The sequence below is a fragment of the Kitasatospora sp. NPDC022856 genome (assembly GCF_055561235.1).
Genome location: NZ_JBVHHE010000036.1, coordinates 46289 through 63454 on the forward strand (window position 1 = coordinate 46289; position 17166 = coordinate 63454).

The 17166-nt window shown below is 73.6% G+C and carries 11 protein-coding genes and 1 pseudogene; 10 read left to right on the forward strand and 2 right to left on the reverse strand.

From position 1 onward, the window contains the following. Window positions 1-133: 133 nt before the first annotated feature. From ACZ34W_RS31565 to ACZ34W_RS31590, 6 genes are all read left to right on the forward strand, one after another. Window positions 134-1987, forward strand: a complete 1854-nt coding sequence (locus ACZ34W_RS31565) for an acetolactate synthase large subunit (protein ID WP_329489713.1) — start codon at window positions 134-136, stop codon at window positions 1985-1987. Window positions 1988-2022: 35 nt separating this feature from the next. Next, window positions 2023-2547, forward strand: coding sequence for an acetolactate synthase small subunit (gene ilvN, locus ACZ34W_RS31570; protein ID WP_329489714.1), 525 nt, complete (start codon window positions 2023-2025; stop codon window positions 2545-2547). 101 nt (window positions 2548-2648) lie between these two features. Next, window positions 2649-3647 carry a ketol-acid reductoisomerase gene (ilvC, locus tag ACZ34W_RS31575; RefSeq protein WP_329489715.1) on the forward strand — a complete coding sequence of 333 codons (999 nt, stop codon included), beginning with the start codon at window positions 2649-2651 and terminating at the stop codon, window positions 3645-3647. Between the two features lie 249 nt (window positions 3648-3896). Further along, window positions 3897-5483, forward strand: a complete 1587-nt coding sequence (serA, locus tag ACZ34W_RS31580; RefSeq protein WP_329492255.1) for a phosphoglycerate dehydrogenase — start codon at window positions 3897-3899, stop codon at window positions 5481-5483. Window positions 5484-5835: 352 nt separating this feature from the next. Beyond that, a complete protein-coding gene (locus ACZ34W_RS31585) occupies window positions 5836-5994 on the forward strand; it encodes a hypothetical protein (RefSeq protein WP_329489716.1) in 159 nt (52 codons plus the stop codon). Between the two features lie 277 nt (window positions 5995-6271). Further along, on the forward strand, window positions 6272-9637 hold the full coding sequence (locus tag ACZ34W_RS31590; RefSeq protein WP_465608972.1) for a S8 family peptidase: 3366 nt from the start codon (window positions 6272-6274) through the stop codon (window positions 9635-9637). 64 nt (window positions 9638-9701) lie between these two features. Here the strand turns inward: ACZ34W_RS31590 and ACZ34W_RS31595 are convergent, their stop codons facing one another. Continuing rightward, window positions 9702-12194, reverse strand: a complete 2493-nt coding sequence (locus tag ACZ34W_RS31595; protein WP_465608974.1) for a YfhO family protein — start codon at window positions 12192-12194, stop codon at window positions 9702-9704. 166 nt (window positions 12195-12360) lie between these two features. On the opposite strand from ACZ34W_RS31595, the gene ACZ34W_RS31600 reads away from it, so the two are divergent. From ACZ34W_RS31600 to cimA, 4 genes are all read left to right on the forward strand, one after another. Then, entirely contained in the window at window positions 12361-12573 is a 213-nt protein-coding gene (locus ACZ34W_RS31600) for a hypothetical protein (protein ID WP_465608976.1), read from the forward strand. A gap of 46 nt (window positions 12574-12619) precedes the next feature. Further along, a complete protein-coding gene (locus tag ACZ34W_RS31605) occupies window positions 12620-13657 on the forward strand; it encodes a 3-isopropylmalate dehydrogenase (RefSeq protein ID WP_465608978.1) in 1038 nt (345 codons plus the stop codon). Between the two features lie 247 nt (window positions 13658-13904). Then, window positions 13905-15017 carry a branched-chain amino acid aminotransferase gene (locus ACZ34W_RS31610; RefSeq protein WP_329489720.1) on the forward strand — a complete coding sequence of 371 codons (1113 nt, stop codon included), beginning with the start codon at window positions 13905-13907 and terminating at the stop codon, window positions 15015-15017. A gap of 366 nt (window positions 15018-15383) precedes the next feature. Then, on the forward strand, window positions 15384-17009 hold the full coding sequence (gene cimA, locus ACZ34W_RS31615; protein WP_465608981.1) for a citramalate synthase: 1626 nt from the start codon (window positions 15384-15386) through the stop codon (window positions 17007-17009). 67 nt (window positions 17010-17076) lie between these two features. On the opposite strand, the pseudogene ACZ34W_RS31620 reads toward cimA, so the two are convergent. After that, a pseudogene (locus ACZ34W_RS31620) lies at window positions 17077-17166 on the reverse strand (ATP-binding protein); the annotation flags it as partial.

Consider the following 17166-nt stretch of genomic DNA (forward strand, 5'->3'; position numbering starts at 1 on the left):
CCCCCCGATTCCGGAGGGAGAGGAGGGACGATTGGGGCAGAGCCGGCGATCGGCCCGACACGCGGGACCCCACCCTCAGCCACTTGGGGCCCGCAACCACCCGGGCCGGCGAAACCCGAGAAGAGACAGGCAGATGACTGAGCACGCCGCATCCCCCCGCCGCGGGGACACCCCGGCCGCCCACGCTCCCGCTCCCCAGCACGTCGTCGAGACCATGACCGGAGCCCAGTCGCTCATCCGCTCGCTGGAGGCCGTGGGCGCGGACACCGTCTTCGGCATCCCGGGCGGGGCCATCCTTCCCGCGTACGACCCGCTGATGGACTCGACCAAGGTGCGCCACATCCTGGTCCGCCACGAGCAGGGCGCCGGCCACGCCGCCACCGGTTACGCCCAGGCCACCGGCAAGGTCGGGGTCTGCATGGCCACCTCGGGGCCGGGCGCGACCAACCTGGTGACCCCGATCGCCGACGCGTACATGGACTCCGTCCCGATGGTGGCGATCACCGGGCAGGTCGCCTCCAAGGCGATCGGCACCGACGCCTTCCAGGAGGCGGACATCTGCGGCATCACGATGCCGATCACCAAGCACAACTTCCTGGTGACCGACCCCGCCGAGATCCCCCGGGTGATCTCCGAGGCGTTCCACATCGCCGCCACCGGCCGTCCCGGCCCGGTGCTGGTCGACATCGCCAAGGACGCGCTGCAGGCCACCACCACCTTCCGCTGGCCGGCCGAGACCTCGCTGCCCGGCTACCGCCCGGTCACCAAGCCGCACGCCAAGCAGATCCGCGAGGCCGCGAAGATGCTGGTGAGCGCCCGGCGCCCGGTGCTGTACGTCGGCGGCGGGGTGCTCAAGGCGCACGCCACGGCCGAACTGCGGATCCTCGCCGAGCTGACCGGCGCCCCCGTGGTCACCACGCTGATGGCGCTCGGCGCCTTCCCCGACAGCCACCCGCAGCACCTGGGCATGCCCGGCATGCACGGCACCGTCCCGGCCGTCACCGCGCTGCAGAAGTCGGACCTGCTCTTCACCCTGGGCGCCCGCTTCGACGACCGCGTCACCGGCAAGCTGGACAGCTTCGCGCCCTACGCCAAGGTCGTCCACGCCGACATCGACCCGGCCGAGATCGGCAAGAACCGCCCGGCCGACGTGCCGATCGTCGGCGACGCCCGCGAGGTGCTGGCCGACCTGATCGTCGCCGTCCAGGCCGAGTTCGACGCCGGCCACCGCAGCGACTACGCGGACTGGTGGGTCAAGCTCAACGAGTGGAAGAAGACCTACCCGCTGGGCTACGAGCCGGCCCCGGCCGGTCAGCTCTCCCCGCAGCAGGTCATCGAGCGGATCGGCCGGCTGGTCGGCCCGGAGGCGATCTACGCCGCGGGCGTCGGCCAGCACCAGATGTGGAGCTCGCAGTTCATCCAGTTCGAGAAGCCGGCCACCTGGCTGAACTCGGGCGGCGCGGGCACCATGGGCTACGCGGTGCCGGCCGCGATGGGGGCCAAGGCGGGCCGCCCCGAGACGGCGGTCTGGGCGATCGACGGCGACGGCTGCTTCCAGATGACCAATCAGGAACTCGTCACCTGCGCCCTGAACGACATCCCGATCAAGGTCGCGGTCATCAACAACGGTTCGCTGGGCATGGTCCGCCAGTGGCAGACCCTCTTCTACAACCAGCGCTACTCCAACACCGTGCTGCACGCCGGCCCGGACCACGACGGCATCGAGCCGCCGGCCCAGGGCACCCGGATCCCCGACTTCGTGCTGCTCTCCGAGGCGATGGGCTGCGTCGGCCTGCGCTGCGAGCGCCCGGAGGACCTGGACGCGGTGATCAAGCAGGCGATGGAGATCAACGACCGCCCGGTCGTCATCGACTTCATCGTCCACCAGGACGCCATGGTCTGGCCGATGGTCGCGGCCGGTACCAGCAACGACGAGATCCAGTTCGCCAAGGGCGTCCGGCCCGACTTCGGCGACGACCTCGACTGACGCCCGCTCCGGAACGCCAAGGGAACAGAGACCCCATGTCCAAGCACACCCTCTCCGTCCTGGTCGAGAACAAGCCCGGCGTGCTCGCCCGCATCGCCTCGCTGTTCTCCCGTCGGGGCTTCAACATCGACTCCCTCGCCGTCGGCCCGACGGAGCACCCGGACATCTCCCGGATGACGATCGTGGTCAACGTCGAGGACCTCCCGCTGGAACAGGTCACCAAGCAGCTCAACAAGCTCGTGAACGTGATAAAGATCGTCGAACTCGACCAGTCCGCTGCGATCCAGCGGGAACTGGTCCTGGTGAAGGTCCGCGCCGACAACGAGACGCGGTCGCAGATCGTCGAGATCGTCCAGCTCTTCCGCGCCAAGACGGTCGACGTGTCCCCCGACGCGGTGACCATCGAGGCCACCGGTAGTTCGGACAAGCTGGAGGCCATGCTCCGGATGCTGGAGCCGTACGGCGTCAAGGAGCTCGTCCAGTCCGGCCTGGTGGCCATCGGCCGCGGCGCCCGGTCGATCACCGACCGCTCGCTGCGCGCCCTCGACCGCAGCGCGTAGCGCGGTCGTCTCACCCCCTGAAGCACCGCCCCACACCCTGCCGGGTCCACGTACCGTGGGAACGTACCCGGCAAGACCATCACGCAAGGAGATGTGCCCCCGTGGCCGAGCTGTTCTACGAAGACGACGCCGACCTGTCCATCATCCAGGGCCGCAAGGTCGCGGTCATCGGCTACGGCAGCCAGGGCCACGCCCACGCGCTGTCCCTGCGCGACTCGGGTGCCGACGTCCGGGTCGGCCTGAAGGCCGACTCGAAGTCCCGCGCCAAGGCGGAGGAGGCCGGCCTGCGCGTCGTCACCCCGGCCGAGGCCGCCGCCGAGGCCGACGTCATCATGATCCTGGTGCCGGACCCGATCCAGTCCGACGTCTACGAGGAGTCCATCGCGCCGCACCTGAAGGCGGGCGACGCCCTGTTCTTCGGCCACGGCCTGAACATCCGCTTCGGCTTCATCAAGCCGCCGGCCGACGTCGACGTCTGCATGGTCGCCCCGAAGGGCCCGGGCCACCTGGTCCGCCGCCAGTACGAGGAGGGTCGCGGCGTCCCCGCGATCGTCGCCGTCGAGCAGGACGCCTCCGGCAAGGCCCTGGAGCTGGCGCTGTCCTACGCCAAGGGCATCGGCGCCACCAAGGCCGGCGTCATCAAGACGACCTTCACCGAGGAGACCGAGACCGACCTGTTCGGTGAGCAGGCCGTCCTCTGCGGTGGCACCGCCGCCCTGGTGAAGGCCGGGTTCGAGACCCTGGTCGAGGCCGGCTACCAGCCGGAGATCGCCTACTTCGAGTGCCTGCACGAGCTGAAGCTCATCGTCGACCTGATGTACGAGGGCGGCCTGGAGAAGATGCGCTGGTCGGTCTCCGAGACCGCCGAGTGGGGCGACTACGTCACCGGCCCCCGCATCATCACCGACGCCACCAAGGCCGAGATGAAGAAGGTCCTCGCCGAGATCCAGGACGGCACCTTCGCCAACACCTGGATCGCCGAGTACAAGGCCGGTCTGCCCAAGTACAACGAGTACAAGAAGGCCGACGAGGACCACCTGCTGGAGACCACCGGCAAGAAGCTCCGCAAGCTGATGAGCTGGGTCAAGGAAGAGGCCTGAGCCTCAAGGCTCCGCCCCTTCGGGACCTGTCCGATTCCGTAGGGTCCTTGTACAACTAGGCTGCTCCCGTCCGGGTGATTTCGCCGGACGGGAGCAGCCTGGTACCCAGCCCGTCGATACACTTCCGAGTGCGCGTCAGGCCCACAGCGTCGTGCGTCTACCTACGCGGCATGCCACCTTCCCCCCGACTTCCACGCCACCTACGTGCCGGGGAGAACCGGACAGTTAAGGACCACTGTCGTGAGCACTGTGACCAAGACCGCCGTTGTACTGATCGCCGAAGAGCTGTCCCCCGCCACCGTCGACGCCCTCGGGCCGGACTTCGAGATCCGCCACTGCAACGGTGCGGACCGCACCGAGCTGCTGACCGCGATCGCGGACGTGGACGCCATCCTGATCCGCTCCGCCACCAAGGTGGACGCCGAGGCGCTGGCCGCCGCCCGCAAACTCAAGGTGGTCGCCCGCGCCGGCGTCGGCCTCGACAACGTGGACGTCGCCGCGGCCACCAAGGCCGGCGTGATGGTCGTCAACGCGCCGACCTCCAACATCGTCACCGCCGCCGAACTCGCCTGCGGCCTGCTGATCTCGGTCGCCCGCAACATCGCGCCGGCCAACGCCGCCCTGAAGCAGGGCGAGTGGAAGCGCAACAAGTACACCGGCGTCGAGCTGAGCGAGAAGGTCCTCGGCGTCGTCGGCCTCGGCCGGATCGGCGTGCTGGTCGCGCAGCGGATGTCCGCGTTCGGCATGCAGATCGTCGCGTACGACCCCTACATCCAGGCCGCCCGCGCCGCGCAGATGGGCGTCAAGCTGGTCTCGCTGGAAGAGCTGCTGGAGATCTCGGACTTCATCACCGTCCACCTCCCGAAGACGCCGGAGACCATCGGTCTGATCGGCGACGAGGCGCTGCACAAGGTCAAGCCCAGCGTGCGCATCGTCAACGCCGCCCGCGGCGGCATCGTGGACGAGGCCGCGCTGGCGAGCGCCCTGCGCGACGGCCGGGTGGCCGGCGCCGGCCTGGACGTCTACGCCAAGGAGCCGTGCACCGACTCCCCGCTGTTCGGCTTCGACAACGTGGTGGCCACCCCGCACCTGGGCGCCTCCACCGACGAGGCCCAGGAGAAGGCCGGCATCGCGGTCGCCAAGTCCGTCCGCCTGGCGCTGGCCGGCGAGCTCGTCCCGGACGCCGTCAACGTCCAGGGCGGCGTGATCGCCGAGGACGTCCGCCCGGGCCTGCCGCTGGCCGAGCGGCTCGGCCGGATCTTCACCGCGCTGGCCGGCGAGGTGGCCGTCCGCCTGGACGTCGAGGTCCGCGGCGAGATCACCCAGCACGATGTGAAGGTGCTCGAACTGTCCGCCCTCAAGGGTGTGTTCGAGGACGTCGTGGCGGAGACGGTGTCCTACGTCAACGCCCCGCTGTTCGCCCAGGAGCGCGGTGTCGAGGTGCGCCTGACCACCTCCAGCGAGAGCCCCGAGCACCGCAACGTGATCACCGTCCGCGGCACCCTGGCGGACGGCGGCGAGATCGCCATCTCCGGCACCCTGGCCGGTCCGAAGCAGACCCAGAAGATCGTCGGCGTGGACGCCTTCGACGTGGACGTGGCGCTCACCGACCACATGGCGTTCTTCAAGTACGAGGACCGCCCGGGCGTGGTCGGCGTGCTCGGCCGCCACCTCGGCGACGCCGGCATCAACATCGCCGGCATGCAGGTGGCCCGCGACGGCAGCGGCGCGCTCGCCTCGATCACCGTGGACTCCCAGATCCCGCAGGAGGTGCTGTCGGCGATCGCGGCCGAGATCGGCGCCCGCTTCGCCCGCTCGGTCGACCTGGGCGCCTGAGCCCCGGCAGAGCCGTTCCGACAGGGCCCGGACCACCGCGCGGCGGTGGTCCGGGCCCTGTCGCGTCCGGGGCCGGACCGGCGCTCCGGGTGAGTCCCGTCTCAGATACTAGGAAATCCAAGTATTCGTGCAGACAGGCCAGGGCCCGGGTCGTACCGTGGAAGAGCCATACGGTGCGCCGCCCCTGTAGCCAGGGTGTGCGGCCCGTGTGCGCCCGTACGCCGTGGGCAGGCGATCCCCGCCCGGCGTGCTCCCGCTCCGCCGTGAGCCCCCTGGCGACGCGCTTCGCCGGCACCCCCCTCTCCCCACCCTCTGCGCCACTGCCCGGCGCATTCGATCCAAGGAGCCCGGTATGCCTCCCACCGCAGACCGCCACGCCACCCCCGCCCCCGCCACCACCGCCCGTGCGCCGCGCCGCCGCCGCGCGACCGAGCGGCCCCCGTTCGCCGCCGCCGCGCTGCAGCGCGCGCTGGACCGCCGTGACAACGGTGGCGTGACCGGTCACCTCTGAGCGGGCCGCCTCCCGGCGTCCCGGGTCCAGGGCCGCTCGCCGCTGCGCCGGGCGGGCCTCACCCTCCGGAACCGGCGTTCATCTGCCGAATAGCCCGCACGGCCTGACGGTGAGTCACTCCCGAGAGTGCACGTGGCACCCGTTGGAGGGATGTTGCTCGCGCTGTCCGGCGCGATCATCCTAATTTGGGGCCCCGGAAGGGTGATCGGCGTCCGCGCGGGCGGGCGTCAGCGGCACGGCGTGCGGATCAGTTCCCCTTGCCGGGGGAGAGGGCCCAGTGCGTCAGCCACCCGTCCGTCGTCCGATCGCCCGGATCGGCCTCACCCTGGCCCTGCTGGCGGGGCCGTTCCTGCTCACCGCCGCCCCGGCGGCCGGCAGTCCACCGACGGCCGCGCCCCCCGGCGGCGGCCGCCCGGCCTCCGTCCTGCTGGAGCTCGGCACCGAGGCCGCAGGTCCGGCCTGGCGGCAGGCGGCCACCGAGGCCCGGCGGGCCCGGCGCTCCCCGGAGGCCGTCCGCCAGGAGGCCGCGCGGGCCGGAGCCGAGCAGGTGACCCGGGCGTCCGAAGCGCTCGACCGGCTGGCCCGGGCCGTCCGCGGTACGGCTCCCACCGTCCGCGAGCTGTACCGCACCCGAACCCTGCTCACCGGACTCGCCGTCACCGTGCCGGCCTCCCGGCTGCCCGCCCTGCGCGCGCTGCCGGGCGTCCGGGCCGTCCACCCCATCGTGCGCAAGCAGCGGGACAACGCGCACTCCGTGCCGCTGACCGGTGCGCCGTGGGTCTGGGACGCCGGATCCGGTGACGCCGGGGCCGGCAACACCGGTCAGGGGGTGCGGATCGGCATCATCGACAGCGGCATCGACTACACCCACGCGGACTTCGGCGGCCCCGGCACCGAGGACGCGTTCAAGGCCGTGGACGGCGCCAAGCCCGCACCCGCCGGCCTCTTCCCGAACGCCAAGGTGATCGGCGGCCGCGACCTGGTCGGCGACGACTACAACCCGGACCCGGCCTCCCCGCACCACCAGCCCGACCCGCACCCGGACGACAACCCGATCGACTGCGCGCTCAACGGCCACGGCACGCACGTCGCCGGTACCGCCGCCGGCCTCGGCGTCACCACCGACGGCCGCCCCTACCCCGGCCCCTACCGGCCCGGCCTCGACCCGGCCGGCTTCGCGGTCGGCCCGGGCGCCGCGCCCGGCGCGCAGCTGTACGCGATCCGGGTGTTCGGCTGTGACGGCGCCACCGACCAGCTCGCCCAGGCCCTCGACGTGGCCGCCGACCCGAACGGCGACGGCGACCTCGGCGACCGGCTCGACGTCGTCAACCTCTCCCTCGGCAGCCGCTTCGGCGCCACCGACGACGCCGACGCGATCGCCGTCGACCACCTCTCCGAACTCGGCACCGTGGTGGTCGCGGCGGCCGGGAACGAGGGGGACGTCTACGGCATCGGCGGCAGCCCCGGCACCGCCGCCCGGGCCGTCGCCGTCGCCGCCTCGGTCGACCCGCACAGCGACGCCGACGGCCTGACGGTACTGGCCCCCGAGCCGCTCGCCGGGGTCGTCCCGGGCCACTGGAGCGCCCGCTACCAGGGCTGGTCGAGCGCCGACGTCAGCGGCGAACTCGCCCTGCCCGTCGACCAGTCCGACGGCTGCACGGCGTTCGGCGAGGCCGACCGGCAGCGGCTCGCCGGGCGGATCGCCGTCCTCGCCTGGAGCACCCGGGCGTCCGAGCGGGCCTGCGGCTCCGGGCCGCGCGCGGACCACGCCGCCGACGCGGGCGCGATCGGCGCCCTGCTCGCCGCCGACGACGACCACCTCGCCGAGGTCTCCGGCAACGACCGGATCCCGCTCGCGCTGCTCGCCCGGGCCGACGGCGAACGGCTGCGCCAGGGTGCGGCGAGCGGCCCGGTCACCGTCCGGCTGGCCGCCCCCGGCAACCCGCTGCACGGTGTCGTCTCCCAGGACCAGCCGCAACGCGCCGACACCCTCACCGACTTCACCTCGCGCGGGATCGGCGTCCCCGGCGTGGTCAAGCCCGACCTCGCCGCCCCCGGCGAGACCATCTGGTCCGCCAAGGCCGGCAGCGGCGTCGGCGGCCAGCGCGAGGACGGCACCTCGATGGCCACCCCGCACGTCGCCGGGCTGGCCGCGCTGGTCCGCGCGGCCCACCCGGAGTGGACGGTCGAGCAGCTCAAGGCCGCGCTGATGAACACCGCCGGGGACACCTGGCCCGGCGACGGGCACACCGGCCCGGTCTACGGCCCCGAGCGCACCGGCGCCGGCCGGGCCCAGGTGGACCGCGCCGTCCGCACCCCGGTGGTCGCCTACGCGGCGGGCGAGGGCGCGGCGCCGGGCAGCGTCGGCGTCTCCTTCGGCCCGGTGGCCGTCGGCGGCCCGCTCGGGCTCGTCCGCGAGGTCGAGGTCCGCAACCTGTCCGGCACGGCGGCGCTGTACCGCACCGGCTACGCGGCCGCCACCGAACTGCCCGGCGCCCGCTTCGAGATCGCGCCCGACCGGGTCGAGGTGCCGGCCGGCGGCACCGCCCGGGTCAGGGTCACGCTGACCGTCCCGGGACAGCTCGGCCGCGCGCCCGACCCGACCATCGACACCAGCCAGGGCGGCCGGGCCCGCAGCTACCGGGGCGAGCTCTCCGGGCGGCTGCTGCTCACGCCCGTCTCGGACGGCGCGCTGCCCGAGCTGCGGGTCCCGCTGCTCGCCGCTCCCCGCCCGGCCTCGGACCTGAGCGCGGCGGCCCCGGCGCGCGGCACCAGGACCGGCGCCCTGGTCGTGCTCGGCGGCACCCGGGCGCCGGCCGAGCAGCCCGGACTGCTCAGCGCCTTCGCGCTGGGCGGCGAGGGCGCCCGCTGGCCCGACTGCCCGCCCGACAGCGGCGCCGCGGTCGGACCGGGGGCCGGCATCGTGCCGGAGGAGAGCACCGAACCGCAGGCCCCGCAGGACGTCTGCGTCGAGCGCCCCGGCGACCGGGCGGCCAACCTGCGCGCGGTCGGCGCGGCCTCCGACGCGCCCGCCGTCGGCGACGAGCAGGGCATGCTCTACCTCGCCGCGCAGTTCTGGGCGCCCGCCGCCACCCCGGTCGGCGTCTTCGCCGTCCGGGCCTCGCTGGACACCGACGGGGACGGCGCCACCGACGTCTTCGTCAAGGCGGACCGGCAGCCCGGCAGCGACGTCCTGATCGCCCGGTCGGTGGACGCCCGCAGCGGTGCCGAGCTGGACGTCCAGCCGCTGAACGCCCGCTGGGGGGACACCGACACCGCGCTGCTGGACAGCGACGTCCTGGTGCTGCCGGTGCGCCTCGCCGCCCTGCCGGGGGTGCGCGCCGGGCACAGCACCGTCCGCTACGGGCTCTGGACCGGTGTCGCCACTTCGGGGAAGCCCGACCCGGCCGAGGCGTTCTCCGCCGTCGGCCTGCGCGGCACCAGGCCCACCCTCGCGGTCGACGTGCTGCACCCGGCCGTGGACGTCCGCACCGGTCCCGGCGGCCCCGCCGCGGTGGCCGCCGCCCTCCCGCCGGGCACCGTCCTCGACGTCCGGCGCGCCGACGGTGACACCTCCCGGCTGCTCCTGCTCCACCACTTCAACCGGGACGGCCACCGGGGACAGGTCCTCGCCCTCCCCTGACCGCTCCGTCCCGACCCGCCCCGCCGGAGGCCGTCACCGCACGCGGTGACGGCCTCCGGCATCGCTACCCGTCGGCGCGCCCCCGGTGGGCGGCCCGGCGGATCCGGCGCGGTGTGCGGGTGGGCCGGTGGCGGAGCCGGCCGAAGACCCCGGTCAGGGTGGTGACGGCGGCCGCGGCCAGCGCGAGGAGCAACCCCTCGGTCAGACCGGGCGGGCGGAACGAGCAGCTGATCCGGTCCGCGCCGGCGCCGAGCGGGACACCGATCATGCCGAGGACGGAGGTGGGCGCGGTGGGCCGGCCGCCGCCGGTCGCGCAGGTCCAGCCCGCGGTGGCCGGGACGGAGAGCAGCGCCGTCCCGGTGCTGCCGGGCGGGAGGGCGGCGGCCAGGGTGTGCCCGCCGGCCGTGACCGAGCGGGCGCCGGTCGCGGTGAGCCGCGCGACGGCCGCGTCCAGCGCGCCGGGCCGCAGACAGCCGACCGGCCGGGCCGGGACCTGGGTGACGGCGTCCGCGCGCAGCACCACCCGCACCACGCCGTCGGCGGGCACCGTCCCCAGCTCGTGGATCGGCACGGCGGTGGTCGGCTGCTCGCCGTCGCTGCGGTAGGTCGTGGCGAGGCCGCTCACCGTGCCGTCGAACCAGACCCCGTGGAAGTACGCGGTGGCGCCCGGGGTGCAGGCCGCGGTGAACGCGGTGCCGTCCGAACCGGCGGGGGTGGCGGGGACGGACCAGCCGCTGCTGCCGTGCTCCGCCGGCTCCGGACCGCCGGCCGGGACCAGCCCGGGGACGTCGTAGACCGGGCCGCCGAGCAGCGACTCCTGGCGCGACCAGACCGAGGAGGTGTCCGGGGCGGAGCCCGCCGGGAGGACGGTGACCAGCGGGGGAGCGGCGGACCGGGCGACCGTGAAGCCGTTCGGCGGCGGCCCGTCGGCGAGCTGGGTCCGGACGGCGAACAGCGCCCGTCCGACCGGGTCCGTGACGCTCCGGGTGAGCCGCCCGCCGGCCGACCAGCCGGCGCCCAGGTCGTGCAGCAGCAGCGCGGTGACGGTGGGCAGGGACCCGCTGGAGTAGCCGCCGCCCTGGCCGTCGAGCAGCAGCGGGTCGTTCGGGGTGAAGGCGTGCGGTCCCGGGTCGCTCCGGGCCCGCGGCCAGTCGGCGGCCTGCCGCAGCGCCGCGTGCGCGGCCCGGACGGCGGCGCCCGAGGGCGTCCCGGCGGCCGGCGTGCCCAGCGCGGCGTAGGCCGACCAGACCGCTCCGCCGAGCACCGCTGCGCCCAGGACGGCGGTCGCGGCGGCGCCCGCCCGGCGGTCGGTGTGCCGGTGCTCCAGGGTCCACAGCGCGGCGAGCAGCACCGCGCCGCCCAGCGCGAGGAGGGCCCAGGTCGACCCGTGCACCGAGCGGTGCGCCGCCGCGAGCCCGGCCACCAGGGCGGTCACGGCGGCGCCGCCGAGCAGCGTCGGGGTGTCGGGCCGGTGCACCAGCGAGACCCAGCCGGCCAGCACCAGCAGCCCGCTGAGCACGAAGGCCGCCCGGTAGGGGCCGCCGGCCGGGATGGCCAGGCCGTGCCAGACCAGCACGGTCGGCGTCCAGACGAAGCTCAGCACCACCATGGCCAGCAGGGCGCACCAGACGATCCGCTCCCGGGGCCGCACCCGCCGGTTGAACGGCAGCCCGGCCACCAGCAGCAGGCCGAGCAGGCCGATCGAGACGTCCGGCAGCGGCCGCCCGCTCTGGGTGCCGGGCAGCAACTGGGCGAGGTGCCCGCCGAGCCCGGAGGGGCCGAGCGGCTGGACGGGGGACCCGGGCTGCGCCTCCTGCGCGGCCCGGACGCCGACGAACAGCACCGGCGCGGCGAGCAGCACCCCGAGGCCGGCCGTGGTGACCGCCCGACCGGTCACCCGGACCACGGCCTTGAACGGCCGCCGGACGGCCGCCAGCCGCACCGCGAGCACCAGGCCGGCCGTGATGGTGGCCATCGCGGCGGTGTAGAGGTTGCCCGCCCAGGCGAGGGCGACGCAGAGGGTGCCGGCCACCCAGCGGCGCTCGTGCAGGCACCAGTCGCCGGCCAGGACGAGCAGCGGCAGCGAGACCAGGCCCCAGAGCCACATCGGGGCCGTCCCGCCCACGGTCGGCACCCAGGCGCAGAGCCCGTAGCCGAGGGCGGCGACCGCCCGCAGCCAGTGCGGGCCGGCGTGCAGGCGGCCCAGCACGTGGGTCATCAGGCCGGTGCCCAGGCCGATGCTGCCCAGCGCCACCAGGAAGACCGCGAGCTGGGCCTGGTCGCGCGGCAGCAGCGCGGCCGGCCAGGAGAACGGGTTCATCAGGTAGGCGAAGAAGTCGGCCAGGAACGGCGCGCCGTACCCGCTGTTCCAGGTGAACAGCAGGTCTCCGGTGGTCTCGCCGTGGACGAGGTCCCACAGCTGGGCGTGGAACGGCACCGCCGTCTCCGCGGCCCCGGGCGGCCAGGCCCCGCGCAGGGCGGCGGCGAGCGCGTAGCCGGCCATGCCCAGGCCCGCCGCGACCCCGCAGGCCAACGCCTCCCGCCGTCGCTCGGCCATGGTGATTCGCCCCGTTCCACGAGGAATGCCGGACCAGTTCGTCGCGAGCATAGACGCGCCCCGGGCGCGGGTTCCGCCTCCCGCGCTCCCCCGTGGGAGTGACGTCCGGCGGGATCCCGCCGAGTTGCCCGAGAGCGTCCGTCAGGATGCCCGTACGGGAGGAATCATGAGCATCGAGCCGTACCCCGACTGGCTCCGCCCCCCGGTCGGCGGGTACACCGCCGAGGACCTCCACCGGCTGCCGGATCTCCCGCCGCACACCGAGTTGCTCGACGGGAGCCTGATCTTCGTGACTCCGCAGACGCTGTTCCGCATGGCGACCCTCAAGCGGTCGGAGCGCGCGCTCGACGACTGCGTGCCGGATCGAGTGTCCGGATAGTGGACGTGAAGTGTCAGCCCCTGGGACGGCGGAGTAGGGTCCGAGCATGTCTCGCACCATTCGTCTCGCAGTAGTTCCCGGTGACGGCATCGGCCAGGAAGTGGTGGCCGAAGGCCTCAAGGTCCTTGGCGCGGCGCTGCCCGCCGACGTGAAGCTGGAGACCACCGAGTACGACCTCGGCGCCCGGCGCTACCACCGCACCGGCGAGACGCTGCCGGACAGCGTGCTGGCGGAGCTGAAGACCCACGACGCGATCCTGCTCGGCGCCATCGGCGACCCGAGCGTCCCGTCCGGCGTGCTGGAGCGCGGGCTGCTGCTGAAGCTGCGGTTCGCCTTCGACCACCACATCAACCTGCGGCCGGGCCGGCTCTTCCCGGGCGTGGCGTCGCCGCTGGCCGGTGACCCCGCGATCGACTTCGTGGTCGTCCGCGAGGGCACCGAGGGCCCGTACGTCGGCAACGGCGGCTCGCTGCGCACCGGCACCGAGCACGAGGTGGCCACCGAGGTCAGCCTGAACACCGCCTACGGCATCGAGCGGGTCGTCCGCGACGCCTACCGCCGGGCCCAGGCGCGGCCGCGCAAGAAGCTGACCCTCGTCCACAAGAACAACGTGCTGGTGCACGCCGGTCACCTGTGGACGCGGATCTTCGAGCAGGTCGGCCGGGAGTTCCCCGAGGTCACCACCGACTACCTGCACGTCGACGCGGCGACCATCTTCTTCGTCACCCAGCCGGAGCGGTTCGACGTGATCGTCACCGACAACCTGTTCGGCGACATCCTGACCGACCTGGCCGCGGCCGTCACCGGCGGGATCGGCCTGGCCGCCAGCGGCAACATCAACCCGAGCGGCGACTTCCCGTCGATGTTCGAGCCCGTGCACGGCTCCGCCCCGGACATCGCGGGCCAGGGCAAGGCCGACCCGACCGCCACCGTGCTCTCGGTCGCCATGCTGCTGGAGCACCTCGGCTTCGCCGCCGAGGCCGCCGCGGTCGAGGCCGCGGTCGCCGCGGACCTGACCGAGCGCACCGGCACCCGCAGCACCTCCCAGGTCGGCGACGCGCTCGCCGCCCGAGTATCCGGCTGACAGGCCGGATCCGACACGCGGGATCAGGCCGGGAGGCCGGATCCGACAAGCGGTGTTCCGGCCGAAGGGGCCGGGGCGCACAAGCGCACAACCGCGGCCGCCGACTCCTCCTGGGGTCGACAGCTGTTCGGCACGGCCCTCTGGATGCGAGTATCGACAGTGGGCCGTGCCGTCGTGCGTTCGTTCGCCGAAACGTTCACCCGACGGAGGCGGCCCGGACCAACCCCACGGTGAAGGACACACAGCCATGAGCACGCCCACCCAGGCGCCCATCACGTTCGACCTCAAGCCCTCCGCGCACCCGCTGTCCGACGCGGAGCGCGAGGCCCGGCTGGCCAACCCCGGCTTCGGGAGGATCTTCACCGACCACATGGTCACCATCCGGTGGACCGAGGGCCTGGGCTGGCACGACGCCCAGCTGGCGCCGTACGCGCCGCTGGAGATCGACCCGGCGAACATGACGCTGCACTACGGTCAGTCGATCTTCGAGGGCCTGAAGGCCTACCGCCAGGCCGACGGCTCGATCGCGACCTTCCGCCCGGAGGCCAACGCCGCCCGCTTCCAGGCCTCCGCCCGCCGGCTGGCCATGCCGGAGCTGCCGATCGAGACCTTCGTCGAGGCCGTCGAGCACCTGGTCCAGCAGGAGCAGAACTGGGTGCCGAACGAGCAGGAGCAGAGCCTCTACCTGCGGCCCTTCATGTTCGCCACCGAGGTGGGCCTGGGTGTGCGCCCGGCCAACTCCTACCTCTTCATGATCATCGCCTCGCCGGCCGGCGCCTACTTCTCCGGTGGCGTCAAGCCGGTCTCGGTCTGGCTCTCCGAGGACTACGTCCGCGCCGCGCCGGGCGGCACCGGTGCCGCCAAGTGCGCCGGCAACTACGCCGCCTCGCTGGTCGCCCAGGCCGAGGCCGCCGCCAAGGGCTGCGACCAGGTGGTCTGGCTCGACGCCGCCGAGCACCGGTGGATCGAGGAGATGGGCGGGATGAACCTGTACTTCGTCTTCGGCGAGGGCAAGGACGCGACGATCGTCACCCCCGAGCTCTCCGGCGCGCTGCTCCCCGGCATCACCCGCGACTCGCTGCTCCAGCTCGCCGCCGACCTCGGCTACGCCGTCGAGGAGCGGAAGATCTCCACCGAGGAGTGGAAGCGGGGCAACGCCGACGGCACCCTCACCGAGGTCTTCGCGTGCGGCACCGCCGCCGTCATCACCCCGGTCGGCTCGGTCAAGTCCCGCGGCGGGGACTGGACCGTCGGCGCCGGCGAGCCCGGCCCGACCACCATGGAGCTGCGCCGGGCGCTGCTGGCCATCCAGGGCGGCCAGCGCCCCGACACCCACGGCTGGCTGCACAAGATCGTCTGATCCGGAGCCGCCCCGGCCCGTGCCGTTTCGGATCGCGAGACGGCCGGGCCGGACTCCGGAGGGTGTGCCACACTGCGAGCGTGTCCTCGCTTTCGCTGATCATTAGCAGCAGGCGCGCCGGTCCGCAGTGACCGCTCCGCAGTACCCGATGCGGAGCGACCACCAGCGTCCAGACCCGCGCGCAGACCTCTCGCACCCGCGAGGGGTCTTTTGCTTTTCGGGCCCAGCCCGAACGGCACACCCCCGGACCGGCCGGAGCCCCCACAAGGGGCCGAGCGACACCGGGCGCGCGCGGGATGCTGGACAGTGGAGCCGGATCAGAACCGGCAGAGCAGTACCAACCTCCCGGAACGGAGACCCAGGGCCATGACCCAGGCCAGCAACCGCACCGACGACAGCTTCCACGTCTTCGACACCACCCTGCGCGACGGCGCGCAGCGCGAGGGCATCAACCTCACGGTGGCCGACAAGCTGACCATTGCCCGGTATCTGGACGAGTTCGGGGTCGGGTTCATCGAGGGCGGCTGGCCCGGCGCCAACCCGCGGGACACCGAGTTCTTCGCCCGGGCCGCCGCCGAACTGGACCTCCGGCACGCCCAGCTGGTCGCCTTCGGCGCCACCCGGCGGGCCGGCGGCAAGGCGGCCGAGGACCCGCAGCTGGCCGCCCTGGTGACCTCCGGCGCCCCGGTGATCACCCTGGTCGCCAAGGCCCACGACCGGCACGTCGAACTGGCGCTGCGCACCACGCTGGACGAGAACCTGGAGATGATCCGGGACAGCGTGGCCTACCTGCGCTCCCAGGACCGCCGGGTGTTCATCGACTGCGAGCACTTCTTCGACGGCTACAAGGCCAACCGCGCCTACGCCCTGGCGGTGGTCCGCGCCGCGCACGAGGCCGGTGCCGACGTGGTGGTGCTCTGCGACACCAACGGCGGGATGCTGCCGGCCGGCGTCCGCGACATCGTCGCCGACGTCCTCGCCGACTCCGCGACCTACAAGCCCGGTGCCCGGATCGGCATCCACGCCCAGGACGACACCGGCTGCGCCGTCGCCAACACGCTGGCCGCGGTGGACTCGGGTGCCACCCACGTCCAGTGCACCGCCAACGGCTACGGCGAGCGGGTCGGCAACGCCAACCTGTTCCCGGTGGTCGGCGCGCTGGAGATCAAGTACGACCGCCGGGTGCTGCCGCCCGGCAGCCTGGCCGAGATGACCCGGATCTCGCACGCGGTCGCCGAGGTGGTCAACCTGACGCCCTCCACCCACCAGCCGTACGTCGGCCACTCCGCCTTCGCGCACAAGGCCGGTCTGCACGCCTCCGCGATCAAGGTCGACCCGGACCTCTACCAGCACATCGACCCGGCGACGGTCGGCAACACCATGCGGATGCTGGTCTCCGACATGGCCGGCCGCGCCTCGGTCGAGCTCAAGGGCAAGGAGCTCGGCTACGACCTGTCCAGCGACCGGGACCTGGCCGGCCGGGTGGTCGTCAGGGTCAAGGAGCAGGAGAACCTCGGCTACACCTACGAGTCCGCCGACGCCTCCTTCGAGCTGCTGCTCCGTGACGAGGTGCGCGGCAGCCGCGAGCGCTTCTACACCCTGGAGTCCTGGCGGACCATCAGCGAGCAGGGCCCGCAGGGCTTCGCGGGCAACGAGGCGACGGTCAAGGTCTGGGCCAAGGGCGAGCGCCGGATCGCCACCGGCGAGGGCAACGGCCCGGTCGACGCGCTGGACAAGGCGCTGCGCACCGCGCTGGAGCGGATCTACCCGCAGCTGGCCAAGCTGGAGCTGGTCGACTACAAGGTCCGCATCCTGGAGGGCCAGCACGGCACCGGTTCCAAGACCCGGGTACTGATCGAGTCCACCGACGGCACCACCAGCTGGTCCACCGTCGGGGTGGCCGACAACGTGATCGCCGCGTCCTGGCTGGCCCTGGACGACGCCTACACCTACGGCCTGCTGCGGGCCGGCCTGGAGCCGTCCGCCGGGTGAGCCCCCGGGCGGTGCGGCCCACGGACCCCCTGGTCCGGTGGCCGCACCGCCCCGGGGGCCGCCCCGCTCAGCGCAGGCGGGCGAGGAGGGCGTGTTCGACGAGGGTGATGAGGGCGCTCTTGGCGCTGTCGCGTCGTCGGGCGTCGAGGGTGATGAC

Bases quoted from the DNA above. Each gene is read 5' to 3' on its own strand.
- ACZ34W_RS31565 (WP_329489713.1), top strand. From the start codon at position 134: ATGACTGAGCACGCCGCATCCCCCCGCCGCGGGGACACCCCGGCCGCC.
- ilvN (WP_329489714.1), top strand. From the start codon at position 2,023: ATGTCCAAGCACACCCTCTCCGTCCTGGTCGAGAACAAGCCCGGCGTG.
- ACZ34W_RS31585 (WP_329489716.1), top strand. From the start codon at position 5,836: ATGCCTCCCACCGCAGACCGCCACGCCACCCCCGCCCCCGCCACCACC.
- ACZ34W_RS31595 (WP_465608974.1), bottom strand. From the start codon at position 12,194: ATGGCCGAGCGACGGCGGGAGGCGTTGGCCTGCGGGGTCGCGGCGGGC.
- ACZ34W_RS31600 (WP_465608976.1), top strand. From the start codon at position 12,361: ATGAGCATCGAGCCGTACCCCGACTGGCTCCGCCCCCCGGTCGGCGGG.
- ACZ34W_RS31605 (WP_465608978.1), top strand. From the start codon at position 12,620: ATGTCTCGCACCATTCGTCTCGCAGTAGTTCCCGGTGACGGCATCGGC.
- ACZ34W_RS31610 (WP_329489720.1), top strand. From the start codon at position 13,905: ATGAGCACGCCCACCCAGGCGCCCATCACGTTCGACCTCAAGCCCTCC.
- cimA (WP_465608981.1), top strand. From the start codon at position 15,384: ATGACCCAGGCCAGCAACCGCACCGACGACAGCTTCCACGTCTTCGAC.